12 protein-coding genes are annotated in these 12,640 nt (G+C 32.9%); 8 read left to right on the forward strand and 4 right to left on the reverse strand.

The window, feature by feature from the left end:
• The first annotated feature begins 165 nt into the window (after positions 1–165).
• The 8 genes from GB234_RS14485 to murI all read left to right on the forward strand — a co-directional run bounded on the left by GB234_RS14485 (position 166) and on the right by murI (position 8,279).
• A complete protein-coding gene (locus GB234_RS14485; protein WP_151895298.1) occupies positions 166–822 on the forward strand; it encodes a CBS domain-containing protein in 657 nt (218 codons plus the stop codon).
• A gap of 3 nt (positions 823–825) precedes the next feature.
• The gene (locus GB234_RS14490) at positions 826–1,710 is read left to right on the forward strand and encodes an NAD kinase (RefSeq protein WP_151895299.1); all 885 of its coding nucleotides are present in this window, start codon (positions 826–828) and stop codon (positions 1,708–1,710) included.
• A gap of 99 nt (positions 1,711–1,809) precedes the next feature.
• On the forward strand, positions 1,810–2,502 hold the full coding sequence (gene porG / locus GB234_RS14495) for a type IX secretion system protein PorG (RefSeq protein ID WP_151895300.1): 693 nt from the start codon (positions 1,810–1,812) through the stop codon (positions 2,500–2,502).
• A 4-nt stretch (positions 2,503–2,506) separates the two neighbouring features.
• On the forward strand, positions 2,507–3,247 hold the full coding sequence (gene uppS, locus GB234_RS14500; RefSeq protein WP_151895301.1) for an undecaprenyl pyrophosphate synthase: 741 nt from the start codon (positions 2,507–2,509) through the stop codon (positions 3,245–3,247).
• 55 nt (positions 3,248–3,302) lie between these two features.
• The gene (locus GB234_RS14505; RefSeq protein ID WP_172966904.1) at positions 3,303–5,846 is read left to right on the forward strand and encodes a BamA/OMP85 family outer membrane protein; all 2,544 of its coding nucleotides are present in this window, start codon (positions 3,303–3,305) and stop codon (positions 5,844–5,846) included.
• 35 nt (positions 5,847–5,881) lie between these two features.
• Positions 5,882–6,757 carry an OmpH family outer membrane protein gene (locus GB234_RS14510; protein ID WP_151895303.1) on the forward strand — a complete coding sequence of 292 codons (876 nt, stop codon included), beginning with the start codon at positions 5,882–5,884 and terminating at the stop codon, positions 6,755–6,757.
• Positions 6,758–6,806: 49 nt separating this feature from the next.
• Positions 6,807–7,316: an OmpH/Skp family outer membrane protein gene (locus tag GB234_RS14515; protein ID WP_151895304.1), complete on the forward strand. Its 510-nt coding sequence runs from the start codon at positions 6,807–6,809 to the stop codon at positions 7,314–7,316.
• A 171-nt stretch (positions 7,317–7,487) separates the two neighbouring features.
• Positions 7,488–8,279 (forward strand): glutamate racemase, encoded by a 792-nt coding sequence (gene murI, locus GB234_RS14520; RefSeq protein WP_151895305.1) that lies wholly within the window; start codon positions 7,488–7,490, stop codon positions 8,277–8,279.
• A gap of 48 nt (positions 8,280–8,327) precedes the next feature.
• Here the strand turns inward: murI and GB234_RS14525 are convergent, their stop codons facing one another.
• From GB234_RS14525 to GB234_RS14540, 4 genes are all read right to left on the reverse strand, one after another.
• Positions 8,328–9,059, reverse strand: coding sequence for a LytR/AlgR family response regulator transcription factor (locus tag GB234_RS14525; RefSeq protein ID WP_151895306.1), 732 nt, complete (start codon positions 9,057–9,059; stop codon positions 8,328–8,330).
• Between the two features lie 16 nt (positions 9,060–9,075).
• Positions 9,076–11,262 (reverse strand): histidine kinase, encoded by a 2,187-nt coding sequence (locus tag GB234_RS14530; protein WP_151895307.1) that lies wholly within the window; start codon positions 11,260–11,262, stop codon positions 9,076–9,078.
• A 205-nt stretch (positions 11,263–11,467) separates the two neighbouring features.
• A complete protein-coding gene (locus GB234_RS14535; protein ID WP_151895308.1) occupies positions 11,468–12,490 on the reverse strand; it encodes a PorP/SprF family type IX secretion system membrane protein in 1,023 nt (340 codons plus the stop codon).
• 23 nt (positions 12,491–12,513) lie between these two features.
• A partial coding sequence (locus GB234_RS14540) for a T9SS type B sorting domain-containing protein (protein ID WP_151895171.1) occupies positions 12,514–12,640 on the reverse strand: 127 nt, incomplete at its 5' end.

The following is a 12,640-nucleotide window of genomic DNA, read 5'->3' on the forward strand; positions in this document are numbered from 1 at the left end:
ATTGCTTTGAATACGACTTGTTTGAAATTATTTCGTTTTCACCATCAAACAACTTTATTTCAATGTTTAAAATTTCAGAAGTCAATCTCCTTAAAAAACAAAAATACAATCCTTATATACAGTGACGAAGCTATATTTTGAGTAATTTGCATAAAAAATAACGCTTTGAATACATTACACTATATCATTAATGACATCCAGCCTTTTGACAAAACCGCACCTATAAATACGGTTCAAAAAGCATTTAATCAATTAACGTATTCACATATTCCCGTGGTTCACGAAAATGATTTTATAGGAAGTATATCTGAAACCGACGTACATTGTTTTGATGCAGATAAAGTTATAGGTGATTTTCAATACGCACTTGAACCTTTTCATGTTAAAGATAACACTAACTGGCTGGATATTCTAGAAGCATTTGCTCTTCACCAAAGTAACATTATGCCTGTGCTCAACACTCAAAATAAGTACTTGGGGTATTATGAATTGAGTGATATAATGGATCTTTTTAATGACACTCCATTTTTAAGCGAAGCTGGGGGAATTATCGTTGTTGAGAAAGGAATACGTGATTATTCTTTTTCTGAAATGTGCCAAATAATAGAAAGCAATGACGCTAAAGTATTAGGTATTTTCATATCAAAAATGAGCAATGACTTAATGCAAGCGACTATTAAAATAGGGCATACTGGGATGAATGCAATTGTCCAGACATTTAGACGCTACAGTTACAACGTGGTTAGCAATCATGAAGAAGATAAATTTTTAGAAGATTTGAAAATGCGCTCAAATTATTTAGACAAATACCTAAATATGTAATCGATGAAAATAGGGATTTACGGTCAATTTTATCATAAAAACAGTGAACATCATATTCAGTCAATTCTAGATGTTTTGCAAAGCCGAAATGTGACTATTTTAATTGAAGAGAATTTCATGGCACTAATGAATGAACATCAAAAATTTCATTCAGACTTAACGAACATTAAAACATTTACAAAGCTTGATAGCTCTTATGACCTGTTTTTTAGCATAGGCGGCGATGGAACAATATTAAAATCTGTAACATTTGTACGAGATTTCAATATTCCAATTGTAGGCATTAATACAGGTCGATTAGGTTTTCTTGCGACAATACAAAAAGAAAATATAGCCGAAAGTATTTCTGAAATTTTAGAAGGTGATTATTATATTTCAGAAAGAACATTACTTTCGATTGAAACAGACCCAGGACATCAAGAAATTGTACCATTAAATTTTGCTTTAAATGAAGTAGCCGTAAATCGAAAAAACACCACTTCAATGATTAAAGTAGAAACATTTATTGATGACAAGTATTTAACATCATATTGGTCAGACGGTTTAATAGTAGCAACACCCACAGGCTCCACAGGCTACTCACTAAGCTGTGGCGGCCCCATCATTGACCCTACTAATGATTGCATTATTTTAACCCCAATAGCGCCACATAATTTAAGCGCTAGACCTTTAGTTGTTCAAGGCGACAGTAAAATCACCCTTAAAGTCACAGGAAGAGAAAAAGAATATCTATGTTCTCTAGATTCTAGAATACTTGCACTAGATAATGAAACTTCAATTACAATAAAGAAAGCTCCTTTTAAAATTAAACTCGTTCAGCTCACAGAAGAAAGCTTTGTAAAAACACTCAGAAAAAAACTTCTTTGGGGTGAGGACAAAAGAAACTAAACAATAAAACACTTCAAAAAAAGTTAACAAAATAGACTATTCCCCTTATAATGGGGTAAAGCAAAGTTTATTATTATATTTGCAAACTTTTGAAATTTTATGAGGTATATAACACCCCTTATTTTACTTTTTACCTGCTCATTCTTAGCACATTCGCAAACCTACGAAATTGGTGGGTTTGTAGGCGGAGCTAATGTTATAGGAGATGTAGGAAATACCGCCTACATTAATCCAAACGCCCTTGCTGTTGGAGCTATTTTTAAATGGAATCGAAGTGAACGTCATTCCTTTAGATTTTCTGCAACCTATGCTAAAGCTGAAGGTGATGATTTAGATAGTGATGAAGAGCGTAGACAACAACGCGGCTATTCTTTCCAGAACAACATCAAGGAAGCTTCTTTAGGCATGGAATATACTTTTTGGGAGTTTAACTTAAATACTGGGAATCCAGCATCGGCACCTTATTTATATACTGGAATTACTTATTTTCTTTATGAAGCATCTTACATAAGAGCAAATGGCACTTATAGAGACTATGATCAAGCTGGTTCATTTGCAATTCCTATGACACTTGGCTACAAAGCAACAATAAGCACAAAATTAATTGCCGCTATCGAAATAGGTGCGCGTTATACATTTACAGACGATCTTGATGGTAGCTATCCTGTAAAAGGGCTGGCTGACAGCGAAGGCTTTAGATTTGGCAATGTCAATAATAATGATTGGTATGTCTTTACAGGCTTTACTTTATCGTTTACCTTTGGTCGTGAACCATGTTATTGTAATTTCTAAAAAAATGAGTCGTCTCTTAGATCAAATAGATACAAAAAAACTTCCAAAGCACTTGGCTATTATCATGGATGGTAATGGTCGATGGGCAAAACAAAAGGGGTTTTTGAGAGCTATAGGTCATGAAAATGGCACAAAAGCAGTTAGGGAAATTACTGAGGCATGCGCCGAAATAAATATTCCATTTTTAACTTTATATGCTTTTTCTACTGAGAATTGGAACCGTCCTAAAATAGAAGTAGAATTACTAATGAAACTTTTAGTTTCTTCTTTAAAAAAAGAGATTAAAACATTGCAAGAAAATAATATCAAATTAAATACAATTGGTAATATTGAAGCATTGAAACCTAAAGTTAAGAAAGAGTTGCTTGACGTTATTGAAAAGACCAAAAACAATAATAGAATGACCTTAACACTCGCATTAAGTTACGGGTCTAGAGAAGAAATAACAAAAACAATAAAAGAGATTAGTCTTAAAGTTAAAAAAGGACTAATTTCGCCGGGCGATATTGATGAGCAAATAATACAAAATCACTTATATACAAACGATCTACCTGATGTAGATTTATTAATAAGAACAAGTGGTGAACAACGCATTAGTAATTTTCTTTTATGGCAAATTGCATATGCTGAGTTATATTTTACAAATGTACTTTGGCCAGATTATACTAAAGAACATTTATTTGAATCAATATTGAATTATCAAAACAGAGAAAGAAGATTTGGAAAGACAAGTGAGCAACTTTAGGAGAATTCAGTTTTTGAAATTACATACAAAATTATATAGCATTGTACTCTTTACAATGCTATCGGTTTTTTCAGCACAAGCACAAAAAAAAGAGCTTGACTCTGGTGTTAAATATGAAATTAATGACATCAAAGTTATTGGAACACAAAGTTTCAATGAACAAACTGTTATTGCATTTACTGGCTTAAAAGTAGGTGAACGCATCTACATTCCTGGAGAGCGTTTAAGTGAAGTCACTAAAAAATTATGGGAACAAAATCTTTTTAGCGATATTGCTATCTATGTTGCTGCCATGGAGGAAGATATGGTTGATTTAGAAATTTATATTGTTGAACTACCTAAGTTAAATAAAATCACCTTTGAAGGAAAAGGAATGCGCAAAGGGGTTGTTAAAGAAATCAAGAAAGAAACAGATCTTAAATCAGGTCTTAAAATCACTAAAAACTTACTTACGACAACCAAAAACAAAATTAAAAACAAATACGTAGAAAAAGGTTTTTATAATACTGAGGTTATTATAACCACTACACCTGAAATTGACTCCACTGGTACCGAGATTGCTAAAAACATGAGCATACTCGTAGATAAAGGCAAACGTGTTAAAGTAAGTCCACTTGAATTTGAAGGAAACGAAAACCTATCTGATGGTATATTAAGACGTTCCATGAAAAACACAAAACGAAGAAACCCTATACGATTGTGGAAAATGTCTAAATTCACCGAAGCTGGCTATGAAGAAGATAAAGCTTCAATCATAGAAAAGTATAAGTCTAATGGATATAGAGATGCAAGAATAATTAGTGATAGTGTTTTTGAAAAAAACCGAAAAAATTTAGGTATTAATATAGAAATCGAAGAAGGACAAAAATATTATTTTGGGGATATAAAATTCTTAGGAAATAGTGTTTATACAGATGGTCAATTACGTCAAACATTAGGAATCACAAAAGGGGAAGTTTATAATGGTACATTACTAAAAAAACGTATTGAAGACAATACAGATCCAGAAGCTTTTGACTTAACAAACTTGTACCAAAATAATGGTTATTTATTCTCACAAATAAATGCTGTAGAAGTTGCCGTACGTCAAGACACTATTGATTATGAAATAAGAATACGTGAAGGAAAAAAGGCATATTTTGATCATATTACAGTAGTTGGGAATACTAAAACAAACGACCATGTCATTTATCGTGAATTAAGAACACGTCCTGGTCAAGAATATAGTAAGAGAGACGTTGTTCGTACCATTCGCGAATTAAGTCAACTTGGATTTTTTGATCCAGAACAAATTTCACCAAATTTTAAAAACGTAGACCCTAATAACGGTACTTTGGATATGGAATATTCAGTAGTTGAAAAAGGGTCTAGTCAAATTGAATTACAAGGTGGTTATGGTGGTGGTGGATTTGTAGGTACGCTTGGACTTTCATTCAATAATTTTTCATTAAGAAATATCTTAAATAAAGAAGCATACACACCTATACCTATGGGAGATGGCCAAAAACTATCACTTCGCGCACAAGCCAGTAGTTTCTATCAAACATATAGTGTTTCATTGACAGAGCCTTGGCTAGGTGGCAAAAGGCCTGTACAACTAAGTACATCTTTCTCTCATACAGTTCAATATCAGTATGATTTTCAAAATAGAGAAGCAGATCGTGATCAACGATTTTTAATTACAGGTGGATCTATAGGACTTGCTAAGAGACTGACTTGGCCCGACGACAGCTTTACTTTTTCTAATGCAATTAGCTTCCAGCATTATAATCTCAAAAACTATAGTACAAACTTGTTTACATTCCCTAATGGAGAATCAAACAATTTAGCTTACACTATAGGATTAAGTAGAAATAATGTAGGTAACAACCCTATATATCCTAAGTTTGGTGCAGATTTTAGCTTAACAGCAAAGCTCACCCTTCCTTATTCTGCCTTTGATGGTGTTGATTACAGTCAACTTGCTGATGATAGAGCAGTTCAAGAATCAATACTATTAGACAATGATGCTACAGATGGCTCAAGAACAGATGCTGCTATTAGGCTCGGGGAAATTGATCAAAAAAGATTTAAATTATTAGAATACTATAAAATTAAATTTAGTGGTGACTGGTATACAAAACTTTATGGAGATTTAGTATTAAAAACAGGAACTGAATTTGGTTTCTTAGGAGCTTATAATAATGATAGAGGTACTGTTCCGTTTGAAAGATTTTTTGTTGGTGGTGACGGCCTTGGAGCTTATAGTTTAGATGGAAGAGAGGTTATTCAATTACGTGGATACCCTAACCAATCTTTATCTAGTCAAGATGGAAATACCATTTTCAATAAATTTTCGTTAGAAGTTAGGTATCCAATTACATTGAAACAATTAGCATCAATTTATGTTCTTGGTTTTGCAGAAGGTGGAAACTCTTATGATGGATTTAGAGATTATAATCCATTTAGTATTAAGAGGTCCGCTGGAGCAGGATTACGTATATTTATGCCCGCATTTGGATTACTAGGAATTGATTTTGGATACGGATTTGATCCAGTACTCGGTGGAGTTGAGCCTAATGGCTGGGAGACACACTTTATTATAGGACAACAATTTTAATTTGGCACGATATTTTCTTAACCATAACCATCACTATGAAAACTAAACAATTTTTACTTTTAGCGATCACTTTAATGACTGTTACATTTGCAGCACAAGCCCAAAGAGGTGTGCGCATAGGGTATATTGATATGGAATATATTCTTGAAAATGTTCCAGAATACAAAGAAGCATCTACTCAATTAGACGGGAAAGTGCAACGCTGGAAATCAGATATTGAAAAAAAGCAAAAAGAAGTTGATTTAATGAAATTGAATCTTACAAACGAGCGTGTTCTTTTGACTAAAGAACTTATTGAAGAACGTGAAGAGGAAATTAAAATTAAAGACGACGAAATGATTAAATATCAACAAGATCGTTTTGGTCCAGGTGGGGATTTAGTTATTCAAAGAAGACAATTAGTGCAACCTATTCAAGACCAAGTTTTTAATATTGTTCAAGAAGTAGCTGAAGGAAAAAAATACGATTTTATCTTTGACAAATCTGCAGATGTGGTAATGCTTTTTGCTGCAGAAAGAAATGATATAAGCGACATCGTTTTAAGAAGCATTAACAGAGCAGAAAAAAGAAAAGAAGCCGTAAATAAAAGAGAGAAAAGAGAAATACAGCAACGTGATGATCTTTCTATGGAGGAAGATAAAGAAGTTACAAAAAGAGAAGTTGAAAATGAAGCTAAAAAAAGTGCTCGTCAACAAATTATGGACGAACGTAAAAGAGAACGTGATTCTATAAGAGCTGCTAAAAAAGCTGAGTATGACGCAAAGAGAGCTAGACTTTTAGCCAAGAGACAACGTGTAAGAGACTCAATAAAAGCAGTAAGAGCAGGACAACCTTGGCCACCAGAAAGTAATACCAACAGTGAAGGTGGTAATGGAGCGCCAGGCTTACCTGACGGAGAAGGAGGAAATTAAAAAAATAGTAACCTAAATTTTATATAACACTTAATTTAATACAATTACAATGAAAACAATGAAATCATTATTCTTAGCAGTAGTACTTTTTGTAGGAGCTACAAGTTTTATGAACGCTCAGTCAAAGACAGCTCACATCGACACTCAAGCGTTAGTTGAAGCAATGCCAGAAATGAAAGCAGCACAAAATCAATTAGAAAAACTGCAAAAAACATACGACACTTCTATCAAAGACATGGTAAAAGAGTTTGAAGCAAAAGTTAAGCAATACGGTAGCGAAGAAACTACTAAAACAAATGAAGAAAATGCAAAGCGCGTACAAGAAGTACAAGGCATGGAGCGTAACATCGCTGCATACAGACAACAAGCTTTACAAGACCTTCAAAAGAAAGAAGTTGATGTGTATCAGCCTATTCTAGAAAAAGCACGTACAGCAATTCAAAAAGTAGCAAGAGCTAAAGGATATCAGTATGTTCTTGACTCTGCAACTGGTAACGGAGTAATCCTTGCTGATGGTTTTGACTTAATAAATGACGTTAAAAAGGAATTAGGAATTTAATACCCCCTAATCTCATAAAATTAAAATCCCAATTCACTATAAGTGGTTTGGGATTTTTTTATTCTGAAATTTTAAACATTAGAAAAATTTCTAAAGATTTTAAAACCTACGTTCTTAAATAATTTTCACACAAAACAAATACCTAAAACCCGAAACATTATCTTTACAATAATGAATAAAGAGGCTCCCATAGGTATATTTGATTCTGGTGTAGGCGGTACTTCCATCTGGAAAGAGATACATGCCTTACTTCCATTTGAAAACACTATCTATCTAGCAGATAGTAGAAACGCACCTTACGGGTATAAATCTGCCCAAGAAATCCTCCAACTCTCTATTAAAAATACAGAACAGTTATTAAAAATGGGATGTAAAATAATCGTCGTTGCTTGCAACACTGCAACTACAAATGCGATAGATTATCTAAGAAAAAACTACAATGTGCAAATTATAGGTATTGAACCAGCAATTAAACCAGCCGCGTTACAAACAACTACAAAAAGCATAGGTATACTAGCCACAAAAGGCACACTAAGCAGCGCATTGTTTCACAAAACATCACAAGCATTTGCAAAGGATTTAAAAGTTGTAGAGGTCATAGGAGAAGGATTAGTGCCACTCATAGAAAAAGGAGCTCTAAAAAGCCCTCAAATGACAGCGCTTTTACAAAAGCTTTTAGCCCCCATGATAGCTGTAAACATTGACCACCTAGTTTTAGGTTGTAGCCACTATCCATACTTAATTCCGCAACTAGTAAAATTACTCCCTAAAAGTGTGAAAATTATTGATAGTGGTGGCGCTGTAGCTAGACATACACAAAGATTATTAATAGAAAATAAACTTTTAAATACTTCGGAAACGGAACCTTGCCTTGAATTTTTCAGTAATTCGAAAACTGATACCCTAGCATTACTATTAAATTTGTATAAAAACAAGATAAATATTACAAATCTAAATTTTTAGCAGATTAAATGGTTGTCTAATATTTCCGAAGAAATTTTAAAGAATATTTTAACCAAAGAAAGATAACAACTCCTTTTTGCGAGATGGACTTACCATTACTTGCTTTCCGTTAGATAAGACTACGCTCCCTCCTTTTCCCTTTTTATATTCTACAACTGCATTGACATTTACTAGATATGATTTATGAACGCGTGCAAAACCATTTTCTTTTAAAATATCTTCAAAGTATTTGAGTGTTTTGCTAACGAGTTTCTTTTTATCACCAACGTAAATATTTGTATAATTATCATCTGCTTGACAATATAAAATATCGTTTATTTGAAGAACCTCAAATCCGTTTTGGAGGGGTATTGTAATTTTACCGGCTACTTGATTAACTTTAGGTTGTAGAACGACATCCTGTAATTCATTCTCTTTTTGTTTTATTTCGGCAACGTAATCCACCGCTTCTATGAGTTTGTCAATAGAGATGGGTTTAAGCAAATAATATGCAGCATGGGCATTTAGAGCATCAATAGCATAATGATTGTATGCCGTTACAAAAACGGTTTCAAACTGGCGGTCTCCTACTTTGTCTAACAAATCAAAAGCATTTCCGTAGGGCATTTCTACGTCAAGAAAAACTAAATCTAATTCATGGTTACGAATAAGTATGAGTGCTTCTTCTACGTTGCTTGCCTCTCCTTTAATAGTCACCTTTGGGCAATATTTAGCAATATAGTTGCGTAGAATCTCCCTACTTGTTTCCTCATCTTCTACAATTATTGCGTTCAAATTCATACAACTTGTTTAAAAATTAATCTTTTTTTACCATAAGGACTACGCGTGTACCTTCGGTATTTTCTTGAACATCGGTGATAGTTACATCTACTTTATCTTTATACATTTCGTTAAGGATAGAAATTCGTTTTTTTATATTTCCCATCCCTTTTGATTTTTGCTTTTTTTGATTTTCGGTTTTAAAACCTGCAGATTTTGCTCTTCCTATTCCGTCGTCCTCAATAGTAATTTTTACTGTTGAATCATTAACTTTCTTAAAGTCAATAACCAAATGTCCACGCTCTTCTTTATATCGCAATCCATGCCACACAGCATTTTCAACATAGGGTTGCAACAACATAGGGGGTATAACAAAATCATCATGTAATAATTTTTCGTCTACATTTATTGCATAATCAAACTTATCCTTAAAACGGAAATGTTCTAGCTTTGTATAAATTTCAAGCAATTCAATTTCTTTAGTGAGCGGAATAAAATCTTCTTCACTATTCTCTAAAACCGAACGCATCAATTGTGAAAATTCACTCAAATATTTATTTGCTGCTCGTTCATCATTTGTAGCAATAAAACTATTAACCGAATTCAAAGCATTAAAAATAAAATGTGGATTCATTTGCGAACGCAGTGATTTAAGTGCTAATAAATTATTTGCAAACTTTTGCTGCTTGATGTTTTTAAATTGAGTGTATGCTGTAAATAACAACAATAAAGCAATCACTATTAATGAACCAATAATCCATTGTTGGGTACGATTATTTGTCTCAATGAGTTCTTGATTTTCAAATGCTAATTTATATCTACTCTCATTTAATTCGCGTTCGTTTTCAAGACCTGCAATTCTGTTTTGTTTCGTTAAAATTTCGCGAGAAAATCTTGCCGCTTGTGAAATTTCTTGCTCCTTTTTAATGTAAAGCTCATCAACAACTTCAACATAGCGCTCATAACCTTCTGCCGCTTTATCAAACTCACCTATGTCTCTATATACTTCAGACAATTTTCGTCTTGCATCTTTTTCAACATATAAATCTGCTTTTTCATCAGCTTCTTCAATACTTCGCTCTAAGTATGGGATTGCCTCTGCATATTTTTCTTGACCAATAAAAGCATTAGCTATTTTATAATTTTGACGTTGTGGTGAAAGTGCCGGATTGTCTTCAATACTTTCATCATTCTTTGATATATTCTCAACTTCGGTCAATGTTTCTTCTCTAAGCTCAATCTCCTTTTCGTATTCACCATTTAGATTATAAAAATCTGCTACTTTATTTTTCTCTTCGGTAGCACGTTTTGGACTTTCTTTTTTTGACAAGTCCAGTGAATTTCCGAAGTAATTGTTTGCATCTTGTTTATTTCCGCTTTGCGAATATGCGACAGCTATTTTAGAGTTTAAATCTATTACAGAGGGTTTAAAATCATTTTCAGAGGCTATTTTTAATGCTTTTTTAAAATTAGAAATACCGGTGTTTGTTTCGCCTATGGCAGTGTATATATCTCCCAATCCTTCAAACACGGCTATTTTTTGAATTTCTGTAAGCGTTTTTTGTTGTAGAATTTTATAAAGTGAAATTGCTTCTTGGTAGTTTTTATTTTTAGTAAAAGAAACAGCCAATTTTATATTTCTTCTATTTGTTGATTGATTGACAATGCTTCTTTTATAATTTTCACTTGCTAAATCATAAAGTTGCCAAAACATGTAAGTATCTCCAAGGGTTTCAAAAGCTAGACTTTTTTGTAGTGCAGTAGGCGTTTTTCCTGTATCACTTTGTAGTGCTTTTGTTATGTACTCTATACTTTTTTCTGCATCCCGCTTAGAGAAAAACTTTGCTGAATCTAAATAAACAATAAAATTATTTTGACTATTAAATCTCCTCTTATTAGTTTTAGTTAAATGTAATTGGCTTTCAACTAAAATAGTGACATTTTCTTTGGTGTTTACTTCGTAATACACTGTTTTAAACGCATCACTTTTGATAACTAAGTTGTCACCTAAACTTGCATTAATAATAAATGAACCATCTGCAATAGTTGTGGTATAATCACCGCCTTCTATCTCAACATTTACTTTAAAGATAGGTGCATTTGAATCTTTCTCAAGCACTTTACCCTTTAGCCGAAATGTATTTTCTGAATATTTTTTCACCTGTCCATTAACACTAAAGGTGAGTAATGAAAGCATAAAAAAGACTATTACTAATTTATTCATAATAATTTAAAAAGTAAACATACATACATTATAAGAGGATAAAAAATACACTATTCCCTAATCATAAATTTAATCACATCAATTTACCTAGTTTACTCATTTAAAATAACCATTTGCTAACTGAAAGTTCGATCTTACTCAAGAACTGTTTTAAATTAAAAAATATTATTCCATTAAAAAAGCCTCTTTAAAAGAGGCTTTTTAATTAATTTACTGCTGGACAATTACAGTCATATGGTTCAGGTCTATTCCCTAAGAAATCATACCCTAATGTTATTTGATGAAAACCACCGTTTGCAAATTTCACTTCACCAAGTTGTATGCTATACGTATATGCGAATACAAATTGTTTATAATTAACTCCTATCACTGGAGTTATCAATTGTTGCTTTTGTGCGTCAATTTGACCTGTACTTATAAACTCCGCACCATCAAAACTTCTTCTGTATGACAATGCTCCCCATAATTTACCAAAATCCATTTCTCGGTATGCCTTAAAGTTTACATCAAATGCTTGCTCACCCGTTGCTTCAGAAAATTGAAACAAAAATGATGGCTCATAACTCCACGTAGAGCCGTAGCTACCTATAGCATAAGCCGCTGAAATTAAATAACGCCTTTGATTGTTTGACTCATTTCGAGGATCGTATAAGTCTCTATTCTGAAATATTAAATTCTTTACAGTGAAATGAGATGAAAAATTTAAAAAGTTATACGACAAACTTGCATCTATATTAAAGTAAGAACTAGATTGCTCAATTCCACCTAATGAAATAGCTGGATCAAAATTATCATTGTCTGGATAAGAAGTAGCAAATGTAGATTCATCTAATCTATTTTGAGATAACCCTGCACTTAAACCAAAAGACAATTGATTTAAATCTGCATCTGTTCTAGAAAACATTAAATGGTATGCAAAAGTAAGGTACCCACCAGATTGTGAATGAAATCCATTCTTATCACTATAAACGATTCCTCCTAATCCTATTCGTTCTCCCACTCTGGCATTAAAACTCAAGGTTTGTAAATTAGGAGCTTCATCTTGATCGAACCACTGCTGCCTTGCTGTCAATCTCACTTGATTATGACTTGCAGCACCCGCCATGGATGGATGTAATATATATAGATTATCACTAAGATATTCTTGATATAAAGGTATTCCGTCTTGAGAAAACGCAAATTGGCTTAATAGCAGGAATAATACAATGTAGGTCTTTTTAATTTTCATAGTTTTCTTAATCTAATTCTATCTTATCTCTTTAAGGTAAAATGTCCTTTTATTTCTTTTCTTACTTCTTGTTCTGTGTACTCTACTCTAAACCAGTAGTCACTCGATGGTAACATATTACCATTGTACGTACCGTCCCATCCTGGGGTA

This window comes from Patiriisocius marinistellae (assembly GCF_009014635.1).
In the GTDB taxonomy this organism is placed as follows: Bacteria; Bacteroidota; Bacteroidia; order Flavobacteriales; family Flavobacteriaceae; genus Patiriisocius; species Patiriisocius marinistellae.